Here is a 24,897-nt window from a genome sequence, read left to right as displayed (position 1 = left end):
CCCCTCGCCCGCGGCCTCAGGGCCGCGGGTCGGTGACGAGCAGCGCCATGTCGTGGACGTCGTACCACTCCCCCTCACGACGCCCCGCATCCCGGCGGGTTCCCTCGCGGACGAACCCCACCTTCGTGTAGACCGCGATCGCCGGCGCGTTGTCCGCGTTGACCTCGAGCGCCAACCGGTGCAGCCCGAGGCGGTCGAAGGCGAAGTCGCGCACCAGCCGCGCGGTCTCCGTCCCGTACCCGCGCCCGAAGACGTCGGGCCCGGTCAGCGCGATCCGGAACGTCATCGACTCGACCTCCTCGTCGAGGTCCATGAGCACGACCTCCCCCACCACCGCGTCGTCCTCGCGGCGGACGACGGCCCAGTCCGCGCGGTCCTCGCGGGCTGCCGCCCGGGCCAGGCCCAGCCGCACCTGCTCGCGCGCGAACTGGTGCATCGTGCCGGTCCCGGCGCGCACGTCCTCGTCGGCGAACATCGGCCACAGGCCGTCGAGGTGCTGCTCCCCCATCGGCTCGAGGCGCACGAGCGCGCCGGTCAGCACCGGCTGGTGCGTGAGCAGGAAGGGGTCGAGCACCCCTCCATCCCATCGTCCCCCGACCCGCGCGGCAAGCAACCCGGGCGGCGCGCCGCGGGCGGGGAGCACGACGCCGTACGGTGCCCCGGTGACCAGCGAGCCGACCCCCGAGCCCGAGCACCTCACCGTCAACCGCGGGAACTGGGACGACCGCGCGCCGGTCCACGCGGCGGCGCCGTACTACGAGTGGGAGCGGTTCGTGGCCGACCCCGCGCACCTGTCCGAGGTCGTCGAGTTCGACCGGCCGCGGCTGCCCGCCCTCGACGGGGTGGAGGGCGTGCACCTGCAGTGCCACCTCGGCACCGACACCGTCTCCCTCGCGCGCCTCGGCGCGCGGATGACGGGGCTGGACCTCTCCCCCGCCTCGGTCGAGCAGGCCCGGCGGCTCTCGCGCGAGTGCGGCACCCCGGTGGAGTACGTCGTCGCCGATGTCGAGGACGCGGCCGCCGCCCTCGACGGGCGGACGTTCGACCTCGTCTACGTCTCGATGGGCGCGCTGTGCTGGCTGCCGTCGGTCCGGCGCTGGGCGAAGGCGGTCGCCGCGTGCCTGCACCCGGGCGGGCGGGTGTTCGTGCGCGACGTCCACCCGATGTGCGGGGCGCTGCGGGGGGTCCCCGCGGACGGCGACGACCCCGCGCGGCTCGAGGTCGCGTACCCGTACGTCGAGACCGTCGAGCCGCAGGTGTGGGACGAGGCCGAGACGTACGTCGCCACCGCGGACGGCGCCCCGCCGCCGATCACCCACACGGTCACCCACTCGTGGAACCACGGGCTCGGCGAGACGGTGCAGGCCCTGCTGGACGAGGGGGTGCGCCTGGACCGGCTCGAGGAGCACGACAGCGTCCCGTTCTGCCCGTTCCCCGGGCAGATGGAGCCGGTCGACCCGGCCGACACCGACGGCCACGGCGAGTGGCGGCTCACCGAGGGATCCGACCGGGTCGCCCTCAGCTTCACCCTGCTCGGCACCCGGGTCTGACGCGCGACGGAGCCCCGGTCCGGCGGACCGGGGCTCCGTACGGGTTCGGTGCTCGGGCTCAGCCCTTGCGGCCCTTGACCTGCTCGGTGGCCTGGGGCAGCACGGAGAACAGGTCTCCGACGACGCCGAAGTCGACGAGCTCGAAGATCGGCGCCTCCTCGTCCTTGTTGACCGCGACGATGGTCTTGCTCGTCTGCATGCCGGCGCGGTGCTGGATCGCGCCCGAGATGCCGCACGCGACGTAGAGCTGCGGCGAGACCTGCTTGCCGGTCTGGCCGACCTGCGAGGTGTGCGGGTACCAGCCCGCGTCGACGGCGGCGCGGCTCGCGCCGACGGCGGCGCCGAGGGAGTCGGCGAAGTCCTCGACCTTGGAGAAGTCGCCACCGGTGCCACGACCGCCGGAGACGACGATGGCCGCCTCGGTCAGCTCGGGACGACCCGACTTCTCCTTCGGCTTGCTTGCCGTGATCCTGGCGGTGCGCGCGAGGTCGGAGGGCGTGAAGTCGACCGCGACGAGCTCGGACTGCGCCGGCTGCTGCTGCGGCGGGGCGGAGTTCGGCTTGACGGTGACGACGACGGTGCCCGTCGTCCCGGTCGAGCGGACGGTGTAGGACCCGGCGAAGACGGACTGGGTCGTCACGACCTTGCCGTCCTCGCCCTGCACGTCGACGGCGTCGGTGACGAGCGCCGAGCCCGTCTTGACCGCGAGGCGCGCCGCGACCTCTTTGCCCTCCGGGGTGGAGGGGATGAGGACGGCGGCGGGCCTGGTCTGCTCGACGAGCTGGGCGAGCAGCTCGGCCTGGGGCACGACGAGGAACTCGCCGAGCTCGGCCGCGCCGGAGTGGTAGATCTTCGCCGAGCCGTAGCGGGCGAGGATGTCCTTGGCGCCGTCGACGTTGTCGCCGACGAACACGGAGGACGGCTCGCCGAGGCGGCGGGCGATGGTGAGCAGCTCGGCGGTCGTCTTGCGGACCTTGCCGCCCTGGTGGTCCACGAGGACGAGGACGTCAGCCATGGGGTTCTCCTGTCACGGGATTCGAGGTCGGGGGCGCGCTGCTGCTCAGACGAACTTGCGCTCGGCGAGGAAGCCGGCGAGCTTGGCGCCGCCGTCCCCCTCGTCGACGACGATCGTCCCCTGCTGGCGCGGCGGTCGGGCGGCGAAGGACTCGACGGTGGTCCACGCGCCGGCCAGGCCGACCTGGCCGGCCTCGACGCCGAGGTCGCCCAGCGACCAGGTCTGCACCGGCTTCTTCTTCGCGGCCATGATCCCCTTGAAGGAGGGGTAGCGCGGCTCGTTGATCTGGTCGGTGACCGACACGAGGCACGGCAGGCTCGCCTCGATGGTCTGCGAGGCCAGGTCGCCGTCGCGGCGGATCGTCACGGCGCCGCCGTCGACGGTCAGCTCGGAGGCGTAGGTGACGGCGGGCAGGCCGAGGCGCTCGGCGAGCATCGTCGGGACGACGCCCATCGTGCCGTCGGTCGAGGCCATGCCGGTCAGCACGAGGTCGGGCTTCGGGTCCATCTTCTCGATGGCCTTGGCCAGCACCAGCGACGTCGCGAGGGCGTCGGAGCCGTGGATCGCCTCGTCCTGGACGTGCACGGCCGCGTGGGCGCCCATCTGCAGCGCCTTCTTCGTCGCCTCCGACGCCTCCGCGGGCCCGACGGTCAGCACCGTCACCTCGCTCTCGGTGGCCTCGGCGATCTTCAGCGCCTCCTCGACGGCGTACTCGTCGAGCTCGGACAGCAGACCCGGCACGTTGGTGCGGTCGGTCGTGTTGTCGCTGTCGCTGAAGGTGCGGTCCGCCTGGGCGTCCGGCACGTACTTGACGCAGACGACGATGTTCATGGGTGGGAACGTCCTTGTCGTTCGGGGATGTCGGGCTGTCGCTCGTCTCCCATCCTGTCACCGGCGCGGGGGCGACCGGTCATCACGGAGGGGTGACGCTGCCGACACCAGGTTACCGGCGGGTAACCACGCGGGTGGCGTGACCCGTCACACCCCGTGGACCTGCCGGCGCAGGGCCCCGTACGACGCCCGCAGGGGCGCCGCCCAGTCGTCCTCCTCGCGCGGCAGCGCGGAGGTGGCGACGTCCCAGCGCGGCGGCTGCGCCTCGCCCGACAGCACCCAGGCAGCCTGGCGCGCCGCGCCGAGGGCGACGTACTCCCCCGGCTCGGGCACCTCCACCGGGGCCCCGAACAGACCCGCGGCGACCGCCTGCACGGCCGCCGATCGGGCCGCCCCGCCGATGAGCAGGACGCGCCGGACGGCGACGCCCTGCTCGCGCAGCGCGTCGAGACCGTCGGCGAGGCCGCACAGCATCCCCTCTACCGCGGCGCGGGCGAGGTTGCCCGGGGTGGCGTTGTCACGGGTCAGCCCGCCGAGGGTGCCGGTCGCCTCGGGCAGCACCGGGGTGCGCTCGCCGTCGAGGTAGGGCAGCAGGGTGAGCCCGCCGGCGCCCGGCTCGGCCGCGAGGGCGAGGCGCTCGAGCCCGGCCAGGTCGGTGCCGAGCATCGCCGCCGCGGCGGTGAGGACGCGGGCGGCGTTGAGGGTGCAGACGAGCGGCAGGAAGCGACCGGTGGCGTCGGCGAACCCGGCGACGATCCCCGTGGGGTCCGCGGTCGGGTGCTCGGCCACCCCGAACACGGTGCCGCTCGTGCCGAGCGAGACGACGAGGTCACCGGGACCGAGCGCGAGCCCCAGGGCGGCGCCCATGTTGTCGCCGGTGCCCGGGGCGACGAGCAGCCCCGAGGGGGTGCGGCCGGCCGCCTGGGCCGGCCCCAGCACGTCGGGCAGGTCGGGCAGCCCGGCCGTCCCCGACCGGTCGAGCGCGGTCGCCAGCAGGTCGGTCCGGTAGCGGCCCTGCGCGGGCGACCAGTAGCCGGTGCCGGAGGCGTCCCCGCGGTCGGTGACGAGCGGGACGCCGGCGAGGTCGCCGTCGCCGAGCAGCCGCGCGGTGAGCCAGTCGTGCGGCAGCAGGACGCTGCGCACGCGCTGCGCCGCGTCGGGCTCGTGGCGGGCGAGCCAGCGCAGCTTGGTGACGGTGAAGCTGGCCGACGGCACCGAGCCGGCCGCGTCGGCGTACGCCTGCGGGCCACCCACCTCCTCGACGAGGTCGAGCGCGGCGCCGGCGCTGCGGGTGTCGTTCCACAGCAGCGCCGGTCGCACGACCGAGCGGTGCTCGTCGAGGGCGACGAGCCCGTGCTGCTGGCCGGCGACCGCGACCGCCTCGACCCCGTCGAGCAGCCCGTCGGCGGTAGCCTCGCGCCAGGCCCGCCACCAGTGCTCGGGGTCGACCTCGCTCCCGTCGGGGTGCGCGGCGCGGCCCTCACGGACGACGGCACCGGTGGCGGCGTCGCAGACGACGACCTTGGTGGACTGGGTCGAGGAGTCGACGCCGGCGACGAGGGTGCTCACCGGGCCAGTTCTACCCTGCGTCACCCGGCGTCGCGCACGCGCTCGATGGTCGCCCGCGCCCCCACCTCGTGCAGCGAGGCCAGCCACCGGGTGTACGACGCCGCGAACCTCTCGTCGCGGGCGAGGTCGCCGAAGAGCTGCTCGTCGCGGACGAAGGCCAGCGGGTCCTCGCCCTGACGCGCGGCGGCGGCCATGACCCGCTCGCGCAGCTGGTCGACGACCTCGATCGGCCGGCCCTGCTCGTCGACGCCCTCGGCGTAGCGGGCCCAGGCGGCGACGACGAGCGCGGACCGCTCGATCGACCCGCCGGCGCGCAGGTTCTCGCGGACGACCGGGACGAGCCACTTGGGGATGCGGTCCGAGCTCTCGGCGCACAGCCGGGCCAGGGTGTCGCGCACCTCGGGGTTGGCGAACCGCTCGATGAGCTGGTGGCGGTAGGCGTCGAGGTCGACCCCCGGCACCTCGTGCAGCGTCGGCGTGGCCTCCTTCTCCATGTAGCCGAGCAGGAGCTCGACGAAGAGCGGGTCCTGCGCGACCTCGTGGGCGTAGGTGTACCCGGCCAGGTGCCCGAGGTAGGCCATCGCCTGGTGGCTGGCGTTGAGCAGCCGCAGCTTCATCAGCTCGTAGGGCTCGACGTCGGGGACCAGCTGGACCCCGACCTCCTCGAACGGCGGTCGCCCCGTGGGGAACCGGTCCTCGAGGCACCACTGGGTGAACGGCTCGCAGACCACCGGCCAGGCGTCCTCGACCCCGTGGTCCGCCGCGAGCCGCGCGATGTCGTCGGCGCTCGTCACCGGGGTGATGCGGTCGACCATGCAGTCGGGGAAGGCGACGTCGGTCGCGATGTGGTCGGCGAGAGCCTCGTCGGTGAGGCGGGCGAAGGAGACGAGCATCCGCCGGGCGACCTGACCGTTCCCCGGGATGTTGTCGCAGGACATGACCGTGAACGGCGCTGTGCCCGCGGCACGTCGGCGTCGCAGCGCCTCGGTGATGAACCCGTACGGCGTCGTCGGCGCGCCCTCGCCGGACAGGTCCGGCTGGAGCAGCGGGTGGGTCGTGTCGAGCTCGCCGGTGGACGGGTCGAAGAGGTAGCCGCCCTCGGTGATGGTGAGCGAGACGATCCGCGTCGACGGGGCGGTCATCAGCGACAGCACCGCCTCCGGGTCGTCGGCGGCGAGGTGGAAGCCGAGCAGCGACCCGATCACGCGGGCCTCGGTCCGGCCGTCCGGGTGCTTGACGACGAGGGTGTAGAGGCCGTCCTGCGGGCCGAGGGCGTCGCGCATCCGCGCGTCCGACGGCATCGTGCCGACGCCGACGATCCCGAAGTCGAGGGCGAGACCGCGCTCCATCAGCGCGTCGACGTACATCGCCTGGTGCGCGCGGTGGAAGCCGCCGACCCCGAAGTGGACGATGCCCGGGGTCGCCGCCGAGCGGTCGTACGTCGGGCGCGAGACCTCCGCGGGCAGGGCGTCGAGGGTGTCCGGTCGCAGGGCCGTCATCAGCGCACCGCCCCCATCGACAGGCCCTGGACCAGCTTGTCCTGGGCGGCGAACCCGGCGATGAGTACCGGCAGCGAGACGACGAGCGAGGCGGCGCAGACCTTGGCCAGGAAGAGTCCCTGGCTGGTGACGAACCCGGTGAGGAACACCGGCGCGGTCTCGGAGACGGTCGCCGTCAGCACGCGGGCGAAGAGCAGCTCGTTCCAGCTGAAGATGAAGCAGATGAGCGCGGCCGCCGCGATGCCCGGGGTGACGACGGGCGCGATGATCTTGCGCATCGTCGTCAGCAGCCCGGCCCCGTCGACCTGGGCGGCCTCGAGCATCTCGACGGGGACCTCGGCGAGGAACGAGCGCAGCATCCACACGGCGATGGGCAGGTTCATCACCGTGTAGAAGAGGACGAGCAGCCAGATGTTGTCCAGCAGCCCGACCTGCTGCGCGAACAGGTAGATCGGCAGCAGCCCGGCGACGACGGGCAGGAACTTGGTGGACAGGAAGAAGAACAGCACGTCGGTCCACTTGCGCACCGGGCGGATCGACAGGGCGTAGGCGGCCGGGAAGGCCAGGACGATGACGAGCAGCGTCGAGACGATGCTCGCGGTCGCGGAGTTGATCAGCGGCGGCAGCGGGCCGGCGGCGAAGAAGTCGCGGTAGCCCTCGAGGCTCAGCGGCGCGAAGAACGACGGCGGGTTGGTCGCCGCGTCGGCCTCGGAGTGGAACGAGGTGAGGACCATCCACAGGAAGGGGAAGAAGAAGATCAGCCCGACCAGCCAGGCGACCAGGCCGAGCGAGCGCTCGCCCCACGACCGCTTGCGGTGACGCAGCGCCGGAGCGGTGGACGCGGTGGTGGCGCTCATCGGTTCTCCTCCTTGAACAGGCTGAACACGGTGCGCAGCGCGACGGTCGCCACCGCGATGGTGAGGACGACGACGATGACGCCGGCCGCCGAGGCCAGGCCGTAGTCGTGGGCGGTGTAGAAGGTCTGGTAGATGTAGTACGGCAGGTTGGCCGTGCCGAGGCCGCCGGAGGTGATCGTGAAGACGTGGTCGAAGTTCTGCACCACGTAGATCGTCCCGAGCAGGCCGGCGAGCTCGATGTAGGACCGCAGGTGCGGCAGCGTCATGTGCCGGAAGATCTGCCAGCTGCTGGCGCCGTCGATCCGGGCCGCCTCGACGACGTCCAGCGGGCGGGACTGCAGCCCCGCCAGAAGGATGAGCATCATGAACGGCGTCCACTGCCAGACGATCGCGAACATCACCGACGCGAACGGGTACTGACCGATCCAGTCGACCTGCGGCGCGTTCGACCCGAGGACCAGCTTCAGCAGCCCGTCGAACAGGCCGTACTCGGGGTTGTACAGCGCGTGCTTCCACAGCAGCGCTGCGGCGACGGGCACGACGAGGAACGGCGTGATCATCAGCGTGCGCACGATCCCGCGGCCGAGGAACTTGCGGTCCAGCAGCAGCGCCGAGACCAGCCCCAGCAGCAGCGAGACGAGGACGACCGACAGGGTGAGGGTGACGCTGACGAGGATGGCCTTGCGCGCGTCAGGGTCGGAGACGACGGTCTGGAAGTTCTCCAGCCCGGCGAAGTGCCGCCGGTCGGGGTAGTACGCGTTCCAGCTGATGAACGACGTGACGATGGTGACGACGAACGGCAGCTGCGTGACGATGACGGTCAGGACGAGGGCGGGCAGGAGCGGGGCCCGGCGGGCCCACTCCCCCGTACGGCGCATGGCGGCCCCCGGGGCGGCGCCGGTGCTCCGGCCCCCGCCCGGGGCGCCGCTGGTGGCGCCCCGGGCAGTGACGGTGGTCGTGCTGGACATCGGTCCTCAGCTCACTTCTGGTAGCTCTTGGCGACGGTCTCCGCCAGCTGCTGACCCTGGTCGAGCGCCGAGTCCACGCTGCCCTGGCCGGCGATGGCCGAGCTGACGTACTGGCTCACCTTGGTGCCGAGGTCGGGGAACTCGGGGATGTCGACGAACTGGATGCCGGGGGCCGGGCGCTCCTGCACCCCGGGGTTGTCCGGGTTGGCCGACTCGATCGCGCTCTTGGTCTCGGTCGCGAAGGCCTCGGCCGACTTGACGTAGTCGGCGTTGGAGTACGTCGAGGCCCGCTTGCCCGCCGGGACCTTGGACCAGCCGAGCTGGGCGCCGACGAGCTCCTCGTACTTCTTGCTCGAGGCCCACGAGACGAACTTCCAGGCCGCGTCCTTCTTGGCCGACTTCTGCTCGACCGCCCACGCCCACGTGTAGAGCCAGCCCGAGGAGTCGGTCTTGACCACCGGCGCGGGCGCGTAGCCGATCTTGCCCTTGACCGGCGAGTCGGACGCCTCGAGCGACCCCGCGGCCGAGGTGGCGTCGTACCACATCGCCGTCTTGCCCTGGGTCATGTTGTTGAGGCACTCGGTGAACCCGGCCTGCGACGCCCCGGCCTCACCGTGCGCCTTGACCAGGTCGACGTAGAAGTTCGTCGCCGCCTTAAACTCGGTGCCGTTGACCTTCGGGGTCCAGTCCTTCTCGAACCACGTCCCCCCGAAGGTGTTGACCACGGTCGTCAGCGGCGCGAAGAGCTGACCCCAGCCCGGCTGCCCGCGCAGGCAGATCCCGCGCATCCCCCCGGGCGTGTCCACCTTGGCGGCGATGTCGGCGACCTGCTGCCAGGTCGGCTTCGCCGGCATCGTCACGCCCTTCGCGGCGAGGACGTCCTTGCGGTACATGAGGAACGACGACTCGCCGTAGAACGGCTCGCCGTAGATCTTCCCGTCCACCGACAGCGCCTTGGTCATCGGCTCGAGGATGTCGGACTGGTCGAACGCCGTGTCCGACTTCGTGTAGGACGTCAGGTCCGCGACCCAGCTGTTCTTGGCGTAGATCGGGATCTCGAAGTTCGACAGCGTCGCGACGTCGTACTGCCCGGCCTGGCTGGAGAACTCCTGGCTCGTCTTGTCGCGCAGGTCGTTCTCCGGCAGGACGGTGAAGTTCACCTTGATCCCGCTCTCCTTGGTGAACTCGGGAGCCAGCTTCTGCAGGTCCACCATCTGCGGGTTGTTGACCATCAGCACGTTGATGCTGTCGGTCGACCCGCCCCCACCACCACCGGCGCCACCGGCGCCTCCGGCTCCGGCGCAGGCCGACAGGCCGGTCGAGAGGGCCACGGCCCCCACCACGGCCACGGTGGCGTACGTCGCACGCGACATGGAGATCTCCTCGTTGAGTCCGGTTACGGCGAGCCGTCGGCCGCCGTTTGCTCATATGAGCGGGCTATTGCTCATATGCTCGTGGAGGAGTAGAACGCAGGGGGCATCGGCCTGTCAAGGACCCGTGCCGGGTTCATGACCCACCTGTGCCCGACCCGTGACATCCGCGGGCGGCGAGGCCCCACAATGGGATCCGGCCAGCGCACCCCCCACCGTCAGGAGACGAGGCACCCGTGGAGACGACGACGTCGGCACCGAGCGGCACCGCCGGACCGGCGCAGCTGGTGCTCATGGCGACCGTCGCGCGTCGGCACTACGTCGACGGTCGCTCGAAGATCGAGATCGCCGACGAGCTCGGCATCAGCCGCTTCAAGGTCGCCCGCCTGCTCGACGCCGCGCTCGCCACCGGCCTGGTCCGCATCGAGATCGGGCACCCGGGCAGCATCGACGTCGACCTGTCGGGACGGCTGCGCGAGCACCTGTCCCTGCGCACGGCCATCGTCGTCGGCACCGCCGAGCAGGACGCCGGCGCCCTGCGGGAGGTCCTCGGCACGGCGGCCGGTGAGCTGCTGACGGAGACGGTGACGCGCGACGACGTCCTGGGGCTGGCGTGGGCGCGAGCGGTCGCGACGACGGTGGCGCACGTCGGTCCGCTGCCGCCGGTCCCGGTGGTCCAGCTGACCGGTTCCCTCCCCCGCGAGGACCTCGCGGCCACCTCCATCGAGATCGTCCGCGAGCTCGCCCGGCACACGGGCGGGGAGGTGTCGTTCTTCTACGCGCCGTTCCTGCTCCCCGACGCGGCGACCGCCCGCACGCTGCGCGACCAGCCGGACATCGCCCGGGCCCACGGTCGCTTCCCGTCGGTCACCAAGGCGGTCATCGGGCTCGGGCGCTTCGCGGCCGGTCAGAGCACGATCTACGACGCCCTCGACGACGACGCGCGCGCCGCGCTGGAGGGGGCCGGCGCGGTCGCCGACCTGTCGGGCGTCTTCCTCGACGCCGAGGGACGGGTGGTCGGTCGCGACCTCACGGCCCGGATGATCTGCATGGACGCGGACGAGCTCGCCCACGTGCAGGACGTCCTCGCCGTCCCGTACGGCGCCGCCAAGGCCCCCGCCGTCCTCGCCGCCGCCCGCAGCGGGCTCGTCACGACGCTGGTCACCCACACCGCGATGGCGACCGAGCTGCTCGCGCAGCCGCCGGTTCGACGACCCGGGAGGGGGTGACCTGGACCGGCCGGTCGGGGGCTCCGGCCGGTCCAGGCGCCGAGGGGCGGCAGGGGGTCCCGTCCCTCGGTGGGGTCGACGCGTCCGGGGACGCGCCGCCCGTTCAGGGGGTGGGCAGCCCCACCGTTGCGGCCCGGGCGGCGAGCCGTCGCTCGGCCTCCTGCCGTCGCACCACGCGACGACCCAGGACCGCGGCGCCCGCGAGCGCGAGCAGGGCCATCCCCCACGCCGCCCAGGTCAGGGGTCCGCCGAGGGGGGTGCGGGACACCGCCGGAGCGGGCGTGCCCGGCGGCGCGGCCACGGTCCAGCCCAGGTCGGCCGTCGTCGGGGCGGCGACGCCCCGGCGCGCGACGACGACGCGCACGTCGGCCTGGCCCCACTGGGCGACGTCGACCGGCGCGCTCCACCGGCCGTCGCCGAGGGGCGTGGCGCGGACGAGGACGACCCGCCCGGCGGCGTCGGTGACCCCGACCGAGACGGTGGTGACGGGTCCCGGGGAGGGCCGGCGGGTGTCGGCCACCCGCACCACGGCGAGGTTGCGGCCGGGCAGGTTCGGCCGCAGGGTCAGCTCCTCCTGCAGGTCGCCGACCTGCCGGGTGACGAGCATCGACGCGGTCGCCGCCGGGTCGAGCTGGAGCTGGCGCTCGGTGGCCGGCTGGCCGCTGGTCAGCAGGCCGGTGAGCACGAGCACGACCAGCCCGCCCACCACCTCGGCCCGCACGAGCCGGCCGGGGTCCGTCCCCCGAGCCCGGAGCCGGCGGTGGTTGACCAGCCCGGCCGCCAGGAGCAGACCGACCACGGCCACCTTGGCCAGGAGCAGCCGGCCGTAGTCGGTGAGCAGGAGCGCGTCGAGTGAGCCGACGACACCGCTCGCCAGGGCGATCCCGGTGACGGCCATCCCGGTCGCGCCCGCCACCGCCACGGGGGCGAGCCCCCGCAGGAGGTGCCGGGCGGCCCGCCGTCCCGGCCGGCGCACCGCAAGGAGGACGACGAGCAGCGCGAGCGTGCCGAGCCAGGCGGCGGCCGACAGGACGTGCAGGGTCGCGAGGGCCACCCGTGCGGGCGACCCGGTCGCGCCCGACCCCGAGTGCCCGAGGACGGCGGTCGCGAGCGCGGCGACCAGCCCGGCCACGCTGCCGGCCGGCGCCCGCCACGTCCCGGCCGGCCGCGGGTGGGCCGACCGGCCCGGCAGCAGGACGGCCGCGGCCGTGAGCAGGGCGAGCTCGCGCAGGCCCCACCAGGCGCCGTACCGGCTGAGCAGGACGGCGCTCGCGCCGCCGGAGCCCGCGACGAGCTCGTCGACGAGCAGCGCCAGCCCGGCCAGCGCGGCGAGCGCGGCCGCCGACCCCGCCGTGCGGGCCACCGGGTGGGCGGCCTCCGGGTCGGACGGCAGCCGTCGCCGGACGAGGTCGGAGGCGAACGGTGCGCCGACGGCGAGCAGCAGCCCGACGAGGAGCAGCGCCCGCAGCACCCCCTCGAGGGGTGACGGGGCCGTCTCCGTCCACCCGACGGCGGCGACGCTCACGCCGACGCCGAAGCCGAACGTCCCCCCGGTGGGGTGCAGGTCGTCGGCGGAGACCGTCGACCAGGCCACCTGGTAGGCGCCGCGGGACAGCGCCGGCAGCGGGACCGAGAGGCTCGCGGGGGCGTCGTCGGACGTGGCGTCCGCGGTGACCGGGCCGAGGGTGCGGCGCGACCCGTCGGAGGCGACGAGGGTGATCGTCGTCGCCGACGGGACGACGCCCTCGTCGAAGGTGAGGGCCAGCCGGGTGGGTGCGGCTTCGAGGACGCTGCCGTCGGCCGGGTTGCTGGCGTCGAGGTAGGCGTGGGCCGACGCCGTGGGGGCCGGCGCGACGAGCGCGACGAGGACGGCCAGCAGGAGGACGGCGAGGGCGCGGGCGCGGCGGTGCACGGAGGGCCTCACTCCACCGGGACGCCGGTCAGCGACAGACCGTGCGTGGAGATCGTCGCCTGGTCGTGCGGGTGCACGGTCCCGTTGTTCTGGTAGACGAAGTAGAACGACTGCCCGACCGGCAGGCTGTGGCCCTGCTTCATCAGCGCCACGTGCTGGGTGGACGCCCCGGTGCCGGGGTTGGCCAGGACGGGCAGGTTGGCGCGGTCGTCCTGGAAGCGCGTGGCCTTGTCCGAGTCGAGGACGACGTAGCTGACCTGGACCAGGCCGCCGTCCGCGACGACCGCGACCCGGCTGAAGCGCACCCCCAGCTGCTGCTCCATCCGCTGGTCGGTGGGCATCGCCGGCTCGGCCGCCGCGCGCCGTCCGGCGAGCGTGTGGACGACGAGCCCGAGCAGCGTGGCGACGACGAGCAGCGCGACGGCCTGCACGACGTGGTGACGACGCCGCGAGGCGGTGGGTGCGGTGGTCATGACGGGTCCCCTCGGAGGGCGGGTGGGTGGGAGGTCGGACGGTGCGGATGCTGGTGCCGGCGCGGGTGGCCGGGCGGTCGCCCGGCCACCCGCGGCGGTCACGGGGTGAGCAGCAGGTTGTCCAGCCGCAGCGTCTGGCGCAGGCCGGGGGTGGCCGGCGTGCCGACGACGCCGAGCGAGAGGCCCGTCACCGCCAGCCCGCTGGTGGCCCCCGTGGACGAGGAGGCCGGCGTGCCGGACCCGTCCACGCTCAGCGTCAGCAGGCCCGCCGGGGTGGTCGCCGTGGCCTTCTTCGGACCCGCGCGCCAGACGAGGGTGAGCGTGGCCTTCCCGCTGGGCAGGGCGACCGCCGTCCCGGTGACGGCGGTGGTGCCGGGGCGGGTCATCACCGTCCGGACCTGGACCGGTCCGGTCGCCGCCCGCTGCAGCTGGAGCCCGAACACCTGCCCGCCGCTGCCGGTGGCCGACAGGATCGTCGTCCACCCGGCCCGGGTGACCCCGGTGGCGTCGACGTCGACGGTCGCCGTCGCCGTGGTGAGCGTGGTCCCCACCGAGCGCGAGATCGACGCGGTCGAGGTGACGTACGCCTTGGCCGAGCCCGAGCTCACCTGCAGCACACCGTTGCCGACGGTGACCGCGCTCCCGGTCCGGGTCCAGGCGGAGCCGAGCGGGGCCGAGAACGGCTCCTGCACCAGGGTCGGAGCCGTGACCGCGAGGGTCGCCCCGACCGGGTTGCTCCAGTTGCCGGCGAGGTCGGCGACGCGGACGTTGAGCCGCCGGCTACCGGGGGCGACGCCGCTGACCGGGAGCGAGCTGAGGGTCAGCACGCCGGCGGACAGGGTGCCCGTCACCGGGGTGCCCTTGCCGACACCCGGGTCCGTGGTGCCCCACCAGAACTCGGCGGCGCCGAGCCAGGTGCTCGAGACCGTGTTGTTCGGGTTGGCCTGGGGGACGGTCGCGGTGATCGTCGCGGCCCCGGCGTTACCGGCCGGCACCGCCAGGCCCTGGGCGGCCGTGCCGAGGACCGGCGCGGTCTTGGTGACCTGGAACGTGGAGTCGAACAGGTCGCCCCAGTTGCCCGCCGCGTCCTTGCCGTGGACCCACACGTGGTGCTCCCCTTCCGGGAGGGCACGCAGCTGCGAGAGCGGCACGCCGCCGTGGAAGGACTCGGTCGACGACGTGAGGGTCGGAGCGTCCGGCACCAGCTGCAGGCCGGAGCCGTAGCGGGTGGGGTCCGGCTTGGTGGCCGGGTCGACGAAGGCCTCGGCGTCGACGATGCGGTGGCCACCGGCCGAGGTGTCGTCGACCGTCGCCGACACCGTGGCGTAGCCGGGGGTGCCGGGCGAGGAGACCAGCCCGTTCGTCGGGCTCGGCATGAGCTGGCCCACGGCGGTCGGACCCTTCGTGTCGACGGTGAAGGGGACCTTGGTGAAGGGGCCCCACAGCCCGCGGTCGTCCTTGCTGCGCACCCAGGCCAGGTGGTCCCCGTCGCCGAGGCCCGCGATCGCCGCGCTGAGGTCGGCCGACTCGGCGCGGACGGAGGCCGCGTCGGTGCGGTTGAGGCTCATCGGGGTCCCGCCCGCCGCGATCTGCGCGTCGGTGGGTCCGCCCACGGCGTCGTCCTGGAGGTAGTACTCGGCGCCGGTGACCGTGCCGCCGGACGCCGTGGCGTCGCCGGTGGCGTCGAGGGCGGTGCCGCCCTGCAGGTCGGTCAGGGCCGGGGAGACGTAGGCACCCGTCGTGGCGGCCCCGCTCCCCTGGACCAGCAGCGTCCCGGCGGCGAAGGCCCCCCAGTTGCCGTTGGCGTCCTCGCCGCGGACGTACACCGTGTGGGTGCCACCGCCGAGGAGCTGGAGCTGGTCGGGGGTGATGGTGCCCGTCGCCGTGGTGCGGCCGGCCGTCGGGTCGGTCACGGTGAGCGGGGTCCCGCTGCCCACCCCGATGGTGTGCGGGTCGTCGAGGACGTACTCGGCGGACTGGATCGCCGCTCCCCCGGTCCTGGTGTCGTCGAGGGTCGCGGTGAGCGCCACCGGGTCCCGACCGGTCGGGGGCAGGGTGGGCGCCGTGAGGGTCACGGCGCTCGCCTTGGGCCCGACCACGTCACCGGTCGCGACCGGGGCGTTGGTGTCGAGAGCGGTCATCATCCCGCCGAAGGCGACCTCGGTGGAGCCGGCACCGGCCGTCTGGCCGTCGGACTGCAGGTGGTCGCCGCTCTCGTAGAGGGTGAAGGTGCTCGTCCCGTCGTCCGGGACGGCGACGAGCGCGTCGGTCGTCGTGCCCGGCTCGAGGACGGCGGTCACCTGCGCGTCGGGGAAGCCGAGGGGGTGGCCGTCGCGGGCGATCGTGCTCTGGGTCGCGCCGAGCAGCGTCATCGGGTGCTGGCGTTGACCGGCGTTGACGTAGCGCAGCCGCACCGTGGAGCCCGCGTTGGTCGCGACCGCCGGGATCTCGGGGAACGTGTTGCCGTTGATCAGCCGGTAGCGCGGCGAGTACCCGCGCATGTCGAAGGAGTCCGGGTGCGCGGCCAGGTCGGGGTCGATCTCGCTGAGCACGAGCACGGTGTCGTCGGCGTACGACGTCGTCGTGACCTCGTCCGCGGGCAGGACGACGAGCGCACCGGCCAGACCCATGGCGACCTGGCGGGCGCCGTTGCCCGCCGGGTCGGCGTGGCCCGCCTCGTAGAGGAACGTGCCGGCCCGGGTGGCGGTGAAGGTGTAGGACACCGAGCCCCCGGGGCCGACCGGCGCCCGGCCGGGGCCGGCCCCGTCGGCGAAGTCGCCGACGGACAGGCCCGGGAAGGCGAGGTCGAGACGCTGCGGGTTCGGCGCGGCGGCGTCCCACGCGTTGTGCAGGGTCACCGTGACGGTGTCGCCCTGGGTGACCACGAGGTTCGGCCCCGGGGCCGTCGGTGCGGCACCGGCCGTCGACGAGAAGCCCCAGATCGGCAGCGTCTGCCCGCCGACGAGGGCGGAGCCGGGCGAGGCGTAGAGGTCGCAGCTCTCGGTGGTCCCGGTGACCGCGCAACCGGCCGGGGCCAGCTTGCCCACGGAGGTCGGCGTCGTCGCGGCGGTCAGCGACGCGCGCGCCGACCGGGACGTGAGGGTGGAGCTGCTCGCCGCCCCCGAGGTCGCTGGGGCGGCGACCGCTCGGGTGGTGGTGGGGGCGGCGAGCCCGTGCGCCGTACCGGTCTGGAGGAACGTCGCTGCGAGCAGCGTCGTCCCCGTGACCGCCGCGATGCGGCGCAGGATCGGGGTGGTGGGGAGCGCGTGGGACGGGACGCGGGACGGCATCGACATCGTGGCCTCAGTTCCCGGGGCAGCCGGCGGGCGGGTCGATGCGGTAGAGCGTCATCATCCCCCCGAAGGTGGCGCCGTAGTTGGTGGCTTCCTGCAGGGCGTGGCTGTGCGCGATGTGGTAGTACTCGCCGCACGCGTTGTTGTCCGTGATGTAGGTCGGGACGGCGTTCTTCTGGCCGAGGTACGGGCTCTGGCTGAACCAGGTGTCCGAGCCGACCAGCAGCTGGTCGGTGATGGCCGGGATCTGCGTCGGGATCTGGTGCGTCGGCTGGCCGTTCGCGCCGATGGTCCAGCCCTCGGCGTCCTGCCAGTGGAAGACCACGTCGAGCGATTGGCCGGGGGCCACGTCGAGGTCGTACTTGCTGTACGACAGGTCCTCGCCTCCGGCGCCCTGCAGGGCCTGGCCGTCGGTGGTGACGACGCGCTCGTCGCTGCCGTGCGGGTGGAAGGGGTAGTTGTGGGTGCCCGCGTTGAGGTAGCGGATCGCGTTCTCCACCGGCCTCGCCGGGTCGTAGGGCTTGATGTGGACCATCGCGCCGTACGGCTGGTTCGGCAGCCAGGGCGCGTTGTTGGGCGCCAGGGTGTCGGGCATGCTGCGGCCGTTGATGAGGAAGTAGCGCGCGCGGTAGCCCGCCCAGTCGACGGCCTGGTGGCGCTCGACCGCGAGGTGCAGGTCGGGGTCGACCTCGGAGAGCAGGAACAGGTACTCGTGGGCGGGGTCGAACGCCGAGTCGCCGCGCCCGGTGAGCTGCCCGGCGTGCCCGGCGGGGCGCACGATCAGGGCGCCGTACAGGCCCATCTGGTCCTGCTTGTCGGCGTCGGTGCCGCTCTTGTAGAGGTACGTTCCCGGGGAGCCGGCGGTGAAGGTGTAGGTCACCTCCCCCGGCGTCGCGCCGCTGAGCGCGTCGGCCGACTGGACCATCGAGGTCATCGTCGTCGTCGGGTCGCCCTGCGCGTCGGTCGCGAACTGCGGTGCGGCCGGCCGGCCGTCGGCCCTGACGGCGCGCTGGCCGGGGAAGATGATGGACGTGGCCTCGGGCAGGTGGTTGTGCAGGACCACGGTCACCGGGGCACCGCTGTCGACGCACAGCACCGGGCCGGGGAACTGGAACGAGCGCTGCGCCTCGTCGGCGTAGCTCCACGTGTAGATGGAGTTGCCGTCCGGGGTGCTGATGTACCCGTCGTCGGCGGTCAGGGTGAAGCTGTTGGTCGGGCTGGTGTCGCAGGCGAGCCCCTCGGACGTGGCCGCCTGGGCCGAGCCGGGGGTCGTCGCGGCCACCGCCGCGACCATGGCCAGGACGGCGGCGCCGAGCCCGAGCCGGGTGGTCACCGGCCGCAGCCGGGCCGAGCCCGGGAGGAGCCGTCGCAGGAGTCGACTCATCGTCGTCACACCGCCGATCCGACGTCGTAGGGGAAGTCGTGGGTGAGGTCGTTGGGGTACTGCTGCGCCGGGGCGGCGGCGGAGACGACGACCTGCGTCATCATGCCGCCGTAGCCCGCGCCGCCCCCGTTGGCGAGGAAGTTGTAGTCGCGGTCGTAGAGCAGGTAGGTGCCCTCGCGGTCCGGGGCGGTGAAGAGGACGTCCCGGCTCTCGCCCGCGCCGACGGTCACGGTGTTCGTCGTCTGGTAGTTCGTCGTGCCGTCGCGACCGCGCAGGAGGCTCGCGTCCTTGGCGACGACGGTGAGCGGGATCTCGTCGCAGGTGAGCGAGTGGTCGTTGTAGCTGAGGCTCGAGAGGCGCAGCAGCACCCGCTCCCCGGGCCGGGCCTGGATCCGTGACGTGATCGGCTGGTACTGCAGGGCGCCCGCAGCGGTCGACATCGGGTTGCCGTTGTCGGCGACGGTGTCGGGCCAGGCCCGGCCGTTGAGGCAGGAGAACGACGGGTCGAAGTCGGTCCAGTCGTTGACCTGGATGTGGGCGTCCCGGTAGTGGGCGGCCGACCAGATCTCGGTCATCATGAAGGCGTACTCGCGGTCGTAGCGGGTCGAGCCGTCCCCGTCGTTGTAGGCGTACCGGCCCGGCGGGAGGCTGCCCGTGCCCTTGTTCTGCGCGGGCCGGACGAAGACCATGCCGGTCATGCCCATCTGCACGTGCTCGACGTCCTCGAAGTGGCAGTGGTACATGTACGTGCCGGCGTCGCGGACCTTGTAGAAGTAGTCGAAGTCGCGCCCGATCGGCACGGACAGCGACAGCTCGGGGACGCCGTCGAACAGCGGGATGGCGTTGACGAACCCGTGCCAGTGAAGCGTGTGGCCGTCGAACAGGTCGGGGCGCTGGACGAGCCCGAGGTTGGTCAGCGTGATGGTGATCTCGTCCAGCTCGTCGAACCACATCATCGGTGCGCTGATCTGGGCGTGGCCGCGCAGGGCCGCGGTGGCCGCCGCGTCGAGCCCGGTCGCGTCGCGGAACCCGAAGATGTACGTGTTGAGGTCGCCCGGCGCCAGCGGGTCGGGGAAGAAGGGCGGGTCCTTCGGGGCGCTGCCGGGCATGGCGGCCCAGCCGTCCGTCCCGACGAGGTGCACCTTCTTGGCGGGGCCGGCGGGGCCGGCCAGGGTGGCCGGGGCGGCGGCCGGGGTCGCGACCGCCGGGGCGACCAGCCGGCCACCGACGACGGCCATCCCCATCGCCCCGGCCCCGGCCAGCAGGGCACGGCGACTGAGACTGGTGTTCTTCGGAAGCATCATCGCGCGATCGCTTTCCCTGGGTGGTCGTTGCTGGAGGTCTGTTCCCGGGTGACGGACCCGGCCGGGCCGGTCACGGCAGCTGGTCCGAGCCGGCGTCGTACCGCGTCGTCCCGGTGCTCGGCCGGCGGTCGCCGTCGACGTCGACCGGGGCGGCGGACACCGTGTAGGCCACCGAGGACGGGGTCCCGGTCGCCGGAGTGCTGCCGGGGACCGTCGACGGTTCGTCGCCCCACCGGACGGGGACCGAGGCCTTGCCCTGGCCGACGGCCGGTGAGCCCGGGCCGGAGAGGTGGTAGTCGCCGAGCGTCGTCAGGTCGAGGTTGGCCGTGACCACCGACGCCATCCGGAACTGCGGGTTGGCCCGGTTGGTGAGGATGTGGACGCCCACGGTGTAGTCGCCGGCGAACGGGCTCGTCGTCGTCTGCGTCACCGTGCTCGCCCCGGAGAGGTAGCTCGGCGAGTGGACGGCGTCGTCGAGGACCGTGCCCGTCGCCGTCAGCCGCGTCGCGGCCGTGGCTCCTGCGGCCTGGTCGACGACCTGCAGGTCCCAGGTGTCGACCGGGTCGGCGGGGTCGCCGCTGGTGATGCCCCACACCTTGCCGCCGGACCAGGTGCCGGCCCGGTTGTCGTAGAACACGTCGTCGAGCAGCGTCGGGCTGCCGAAGCCGAGCCAGTTCGACGTCGGCTGGCCGAGGTCGCCCGAGTACCTCCGGGTCGAGACCAGCCTGTCGTTGGTCGTGTACTGGACCGTGGTCCTCCCCGTGGTGAGGCTGCGGAAGGTGCGCGGGCCGGCGAAGGCCCTGTCGACCGAGGCCTGGAGCGGGACGCTCACCGCGCCCGTGGTCAGGCCGGCCGCGGCGGGAGTGCCGTCGCTCGTCACCGCCGTCGCCGTGGTGATGTTCTTCGCCACGGTGGTGTCGACGACGTCGACGAACAGGGCGTCGTCGAGGGAGATGCCGCCGCCCTCGTGGGCGGAGACGTTGTCCACGACGGTGTCGTCCGTGATGCTGATCCGCCCGAGGTTGCCGGGCCGGGTGCTGGACCCGGACACCTGCAGGAGCCGGATGCCACCGCCGTCGTCGTTGGCGAGATTGGCCTCGATCGTGTTCCGGTCGATGACGACCGGGCCCGAGCCGGGGCTGACCGCGTCGGGCGTCGCCGGCAGCTCGCCGGCGATCATCACGCCGCCGCCCTCGTCGTAGGACTGGTTGAACCAGATCCGGTTGCGGCGGATCTCGCCGCCCTGGGCGGACCCGGAGAAGCCGGTCACGACGTCGCCGTTGTTGGCCGGCGTCCTCGCGGTCGAGCCCATGTAGCCGAAGGCGGTCAGGCCGCCGCCGTACTCCGAGGAGTGGTTGCCGCAGATGGTGTTGTCGGTGACGGAGTAGCCGTTCGAGCCCTGGAAGAGCCCGATGCCGCCGGCGAGGTTGGTGCCGCCGTTGTCGCGCACCTGGTTGTGCGCGATGACGACGCCGTAGTTGTGGTTGCCGGGCACGTACGGCGTGCCGACGCGGATGCCGCCGCCGTACGAACCGCCGTTGCCGGTGACGAGGTTGTCGGTGAGCCGCAGGCCGTTGACGCCCGCGTGGACGTAGACGCCACCACCCTGGGTCACCAGCGCCCCCGCGGCGCCGTACGGCGTCGTGTTGGCCCCGGTCACCGCGTCGGGCGCGATGATCGTGTCGCTCTGGATGCCGCCCGTGACCTGGAAACCGTCGAGGCTGGCGCGCCAGCCGGCGTTGGCGCGGGACGTGTCGCGCGCGGGGGCCAGGAAGGTCACGACGGCGGCGTCCGGGACGGCCGGGTCACCCTGGTAGGCCGGCTCGCTCGCCAGCGTGTTGAGCCAGGCGGTGCCCTGCGCGTTGTCGGGGCTGAACCCGGAGCCGTCGATGATCGAGCCGGGCACCCAGGTGGAGCCCTGGAAGCCGCCCGGACCGACGCCCTGGACGTGGATCCGGCTGTCGACGATGACGTTCTCGTTGTACTCGCCGCGCGGGGTCAGGGCGGTCTGCGCCCCCGGGTAGACCACGACGAGGGCGTACGGCGCCGTCCCGAGGGCCTTCTCCGCGGCGGTGACCGCGGACTGGATGGTGCGGTACTGGCCGGCGGCCGTGCCGACGGCGTAGACCTTCGGGTTGCCCGCCGCCGTACCGGCGCCGGTCGTCGTGCGCACCGTCTGGAGGGTGAGACCGTTGACGGTGGACGCCCCGCCGGCTCCGGAGCGGGTGATCGTCAGCTGCAGCGGGTCCGCCGGGGTGGCGGTGGCCGGCACGACGAAGGAGAGCTGGGTGTCGGACCACGAGCCCGGGACGACGGTCGCGGTGACCGGGACCGGGGTGGCGACCGTCGTGTCGGTGAGGGTGACGGTGCCCGGCGTGCTCCCGAGGTGCAGGCCCTTGACCGTCACCGTGCGGACGGCGTCGGTGGTGGCCGTGGCCCCACCGAGGGCGACGACCGGCTTGTCGACGGAGAACAGCTGCGGGTACGACGTCGGCAGGTCGCAGGCGGTGATGCCGGCCGGGGTGGTGTCGGGCAGGAGGACGGTCGAGGCGACCTGGGTCGGCGCCTCGTCCGTCACGGTGTAGAGACCGGGCCAGGCCTGGAAGTTGGCCGCGATGGTGCGGAACCGCGGGTTGTAGTCCGGGTTCGGCGTCGCCGGGACGTCCGGCCCGGCCTGACCACCCGGGTCGTTGCCGACGAAGCGGTACATGCCTGGGCAGGGACCTGCGGGGACCGGGCAGTTGTAGCTGCCGGTCGAGGGCTCGAGGGCCTCGTACAGACCGTTGTAGTCGGTGTGCGTCGTGTCGACGAGGTTGCCGGCGAAGTCGTACAGGCCGACCGGGACGTAGGGCATGCCCTGCGCCTCGCCGTAGTTGGCGCTCGTGCGGTCCAGGGACAGGCCGAGGTCGTTGAGGGTCAGCCCCCAGAAGTGCGTCGGCATCGGCACCGTCGTGAAGAGGTTGAAGTTCGGGGCGACGGTCTGGCCGTTGCGGACGGTGACGAGCTTGTCCTGGCAGGACGGGCGCTCCTGGCCCTCGAAGGGGCTGCCGCCGGCGTTGAGGAAGTCCGGGTCGGTGACGTGGACCTGGTGGGTCCTGCCCACGCAGGAGGACATGATGCCGGCCTGCTGCGACGGCGGCTGCGAGGGCAGCGCGGTCGCGTTCGGCGGGTCGGCCGTGTGGCCGCCACCGCGCGTCGCGTTCGCGTAGTCCTGCTGGGCGACGTAGTCGTCACCGGTGAAGACGTTGACGTCCTCCTCGGAGGTGACCTTGTACATCGGCGTCCTCGGGCCGCTGGGGTCGTCCGGGATCTCGACGCTGACGATGTAGTCGCCGGCGTCGAGACCGCCGAAGCCGTAGTTGCCGTTGACGGCGGTCGAGGCGTCGGTCGGGTCGGAGGCGTCACCGGCACCCATCGCGACGCCGGCCATCGGCGCCTCGAGGCAGGTGATCGAGCCGTCACCCTGCGGGTCGGGCAGGGCCTGCTGGTCGGTCGTCGACAGCGGCACCCCGTTCCACATCCGGGCGGTGCACCCCTTCGGCGCGTTCCACCCCTCGGTCGTGTAGGTCTGCAGCGGCGTGGTCGTGGACCGCACGTAGGCGCCGTCGGCACCGATCTCGTACCTGCCGTCGGCCGAGCAGGCGGCGCTGCCGTCGGCGGGGCACGGCACCGGCTTGAACAGGTCGACCTGGAGGCCGGGGATGCCGGGCTGGTAGGCCTCGGTCACGGCGTCCTTGGGGTCGAGCTCGTTGCGGGTGGTGTCGTAGGTGACGGTGCCGGCGATGCCGCCGTTCTCCGTCTTGGCGAACGGGGTGACGCCCCAGTCGACCTTGCCGCCGAGACCGATGATCGGCAGGAAGTCGAAGTCGACGAGGCCGCCCTGGATGGTCGTGGGCTTCGGGTCGTTCTCGCCCTGGTAGGTGATCCCCGACGTGCGGTAGCGGGTGTCGAAGGCCTCGAGGACGAGGAACTTGCCGAGCGGGTAGGTCTCGCGGATGTCGTAGTGGCCCTGGTCGTCCGTCGTCACGGCGTTCATGCCCTGGTCCATCGTCGAGTTGTCGCGCTCGCGGACGGTGAGCGGGAACTGCGGGACGCCGGGCTCGCCCGGGTCCTGCTTGCCGTTGCCGTTGCTGTCGACGTAGACGGTCCCGTAGACGTGGGTGAACCAGCCGGTGAGCGGCACGAGGCCGACGTCGACCGCCTGCCCGCCCTCGACGGCGACGTTGATGCTGTTGAGGATGTAGTCCTGGTCGAGGTCCCACGCGGTCAGCTGGTAGCTGCCGTCGGGCACCCCGGCGATGTCGAAGGTGCCGTCGGCGTTGCCGGAGCCGACGTAGACCTGCTGGTCGCCGTTGTTGAGGTCCGACAGCGCGACCCACGGGTTCCTGATCGGCGTGCCGAGCTTGGCGCCGACCGCGATGCCCTCGGCCGGGCCGGGCTGGCCGCCGGAGCCGGCGATGTAGGGAAGCTGCGCGCTGACGTGACCCTTGACGTGTCCGGTGGCACCCGCCTTGAGGGTGCTGCCGATCCGGACGAACCCGAACTGGGTGGCGGGCACCGGCTCGGCGCCCTTCATCACCTCGTTGTCGAGCCCGGAGTCGCCGGCCTGGACCCAGATGTCGGTGTCGTGACCGCCCTCGAGGGTGGTCGTCTCGGCCCACTGCGACTGCTGACCGACCGGCGGGGAGACGAGGGCGGCGTACCGGTCCTCCCCGAGGTTGGGGATGGTGATGACGCCCTGGGCGTCGCTGGTGCACCGGCCGGTGTCGTGGGCGGCGTCGACGACGGGACGGTCGTGGGCGTCGTACTGCAGGCCGTGGGTCGTGGGGTCGATGAGGTACGGCGTGCAGAGCGGGTTGCCGTAGTAGTCGGTGCTCACCCGGCCGAAGACGTCGCTCAGCGACGCGACGAACCCGGGCAGGCCCGGCTCGGCGTCGGCCTCGTAGGTCGCGTCGACCGGTGCGAGGTCGTCGAAGACCTGGATCTTGAGGGTCGCGAGCGGCAGCGGGGTCGGCAGCATGCGGACGTTGACGGGCTGGGGCGTCGACCCGCCGTCGACGGTGAAGTGCGCCCCGGCGATCTTGAAGCCGTCGGCGGTCACCGAGATGAGGTACTTGCCACCGGGCAGCGAGAGGGCCTTGCTCGCGTCGAGGTCGGCCTCGGTGCCCTGCGCGACGACCTTGGCCCAGCCGTTGGTGGCGCGGATGCTCGGCCAGGGGCAGTCCGTGACGAGGTCGGCCCCGGACGACACGGCCCCGCCGGGGGCCTGGTGCGGCAGGCAGGCCTGGGTGCCGCGGGCGGCGGCGGTCCCGGGGTCGCCCGTGTCGTCCTCGTTGACCATCCAGTGGTAGCCCTCGCCGATCGGCTGGCCGGCGACGGCGGCGGGCCGCGGCGGCGTCGCGCTCGGGTCGCCGGCCATCGTCTTGAGCGAGAGCACGGTGAGGGTGACGGAGCCGGGGGTCCGGGGCGCGGCGGCGGCCGCCGGGGCCACCGTCGGCGCGGAGGACAGGGACGGGGCCGCGGACGCGAGGGACGCCCCTGCGCCCCCGAGGACGGCCAGGGTGGTGCCGAGCAGGGCCGCGACCAGACGGCGCGGACGGGTGGAGCGACGGACCGCAGCGGCACCGGACATGGCGGTGGACC

16 protein-coding genes are annotated in these 24,897 nt (G+C 73.2%); 2 read left to right on the top strand and 14 right to left on the bottom strand.

Features of this window, described 5'->3' with window-relative positions; translation table 11 throughout:
* Positions 1-16: 16 nt before the first annotated feature.
* The gene (locus FB458_RS13925; RefSeq protein ID WP_211356044.1) at positions 17-574 is read right to left on the bottom strand and encodes a GNAT family N-acetyltransferase; all 558 of its coding nucleotides are present in this window, start codon (positions 572-574) and stop codon (positions 17-19) included.
* Positions 575-662: 88 nt separating this feature from the next.
* Between FB458_RS13925 and FB458_RS13920 the strand changes: the two genes are divergently transcribed.
* A complete protein-coding gene (locus FB458_RS13920) occupies positions 663-1,550 on the top strand; it encodes a class I SAM-dependent methyltransferase (protein ID WP_141849023.1) in 888 nt (295 codons plus the stop codon).
* 58 nt (positions 1,551-1,608) lie between these two features.
* On the opposite strand, the gene FB458_RS13915 is transcribed toward FB458_RS13920, so the two are convergent.
* The 7 genes from FB458_RS13915 to FB458_RS13885 form a co-directional block, all read right to left on the bottom strand.
* Entirely contained in the window at positions 1,609-2,565 is a 957-nt protein-coding gene (locus FB458_RS13915; protein ID WP_141849022.1) for an electron transfer flavoprotein subunit alpha/FixB family protein, read from the bottom strand.
* Between the two features lie 45 nt (positions 2,566-2,610).
* Positions 2,611-3,396, bottom strand: a complete 786-nt coding sequence (locus FB458_RS13910) for an electron transfer flavoprotein subunit beta/FixA family protein (protein ID WP_141849021.1) — start codon at positions 3,394-3,396, stop codon at positions 2,611-2,613.
* A gap of 147 nt (positions 3,397-3,543) precedes the next feature.
* Positions 3,544-4,965, bottom strand: a complete 1,422-nt coding sequence (xylB, locus tag FB458_RS13905; RefSeq protein ID WP_141849020.1) for a xylulokinase — start codon at positions 4,963-4,965, stop codon at positions 3,544-3,546.
* Between the two features lie 20 nt (positions 4,966-4,985).
* Positions 4,986-6,464 (bottom strand): mannitol dehydrogenase family protein, encoded by a 1,479-nt coding sequence (locus FB458_RS13900; RefSeq protein WP_141849019.1) that lies wholly within the window; start codon positions 6,462-6,464, stop codon positions 4,986-4,988.
* On the bottom strand, positions 6,464-7,321 hold the full coding sequence (locus FB458_RS13895; RefSeq protein ID WP_141849018.1) for a carbohydrate ABC transporter permease: 858 nt from the start codon (positions 7,319-7,321) through the stop codon (positions 6,464-6,466). Before FB458_RS13895 ends, FB458_RS13900 begins: the two co-directional genes overlap by 1 nt.
* Positions 7,318-8,289: a carbohydrate ABC transporter permease gene (locus tag FB458_RS13890; RefSeq protein ID WP_141849017.1), complete on the bottom strand. Its 972-nt coding sequence runs from the start codon at positions 8,287-8,289 to the stop codon at positions 7,318-7,320. Before FB458_RS13890 ends, FB458_RS13895 begins: the two co-directional genes overlap by 4 nt.
* Positions 8,290-8,300: 11 nt before the next feature.
* Entirely contained in the window at positions 8,301-9,662 is a 1,362-nt protein-coding gene (locus FB458_RS13885) for an ABC transporter substrate-binding protein (RefSeq protein WP_141849016.1), read from the bottom strand.
* Positions 9,663-9,895: 233 nt separating this feature from the next.
* On the opposite strand from FB458_RS13885, the gene FB458_RS13880 reads away from it, so the two are divergent.
* Positions 9,896-10,888: a sugar-binding transcriptional regulator gene (locus FB458_RS13880; RefSeq protein ID WP_141849015.1), complete on the top strand. Its 993-nt coding sequence runs from the start codon at positions 9,896-9,898 to the stop codon at positions 10,886-10,888.
* 103 nt (positions 10,889-10,991) lie between these two features.
* On the opposite strand, the gene FB458_RS13875 is transcribed toward FB458_RS13880, so the two are convergent.
* From FB458_RS13875 to FB458_RS13850, 6 genes are all read right to left on the bottom strand, one after another.
* Entirely contained in the window at positions 10,992-12,800 is a 1,809-nt protein-coding gene (locus FB458_RS13875) for a copper resistance CopC/CopD family protein (RefSeq protein WP_141849014.1), read from the bottom strand.
* An 8-nt stretch (positions 12,801-12,808) separates the two neighbouring features.
* Positions 12,809-13,273, bottom strand: coding sequence for a hypothetical protein (locus FB458_RS13870; protein ID WP_141849013.1), 465 nt, complete (start codon positions 13,271-13,273; stop codon positions 12,809-12,811).
* A gap of 98 nt (positions 13,274-13,371) precedes the next feature.
* A complete protein-coding gene (locus FB458_RS13865; protein ID WP_141849012.1) occupies positions 13,372-16,563 on the bottom strand; it encodes a multicopper oxidase domain-containing protein in 3,192 nt (1,063 codons plus the stop codon).
* 13 nt (positions 16,564-16,576) lie between these two features.
* A complete protein-coding gene (locus FB458_RS13860; protein WP_246061589.1) occupies positions 16,577-17,950 on the bottom strand; it encodes a multicopper oxidase domain-containing protein in 1,374 nt (457 codons plus the stop codon).
* Positions 17,951-17,955: 5 nt separating this feature from the next.
* Positions 17,956-19,254 carry a multicopper oxidase domain-containing protein gene (locus FB458_RS13855; RefSeq protein ID WP_141849010.1) on the bottom strand — a complete coding sequence of 433 codons (1,299 nt, stop codon included), beginning with the start codon at positions 19,252-19,254 and terminating at the stop codon, positions 17,956-17,958.
* A 70-nt stretch (positions 19,255-19,324) separates the two neighbouring features.
* On the bottom strand, positions 19,325-24,886 hold the full coding sequence (locus tag FB458_RS13850; RefSeq protein WP_141849009.1) for a hypothetical protein: 5,562 nt from the start codon (positions 24,884-24,886) through the stop codon (positions 19,325-19,327).
* Positions 24,887-24,897: the final 11 nt, after the last annotated feature.

This window comes from Lapillicoccus jejuensis, assembly GCF_006715055.1.
Lineage (GTDB): Bacteria > Actinomycetota > Actinomycetes > Actinomycetales > Dermatophilaceae > Lapillicoccus > Lapillicoccus jejuensis.
This window is presented reverse-complemented; position numbering and strand designations above follow the sequence as displayed.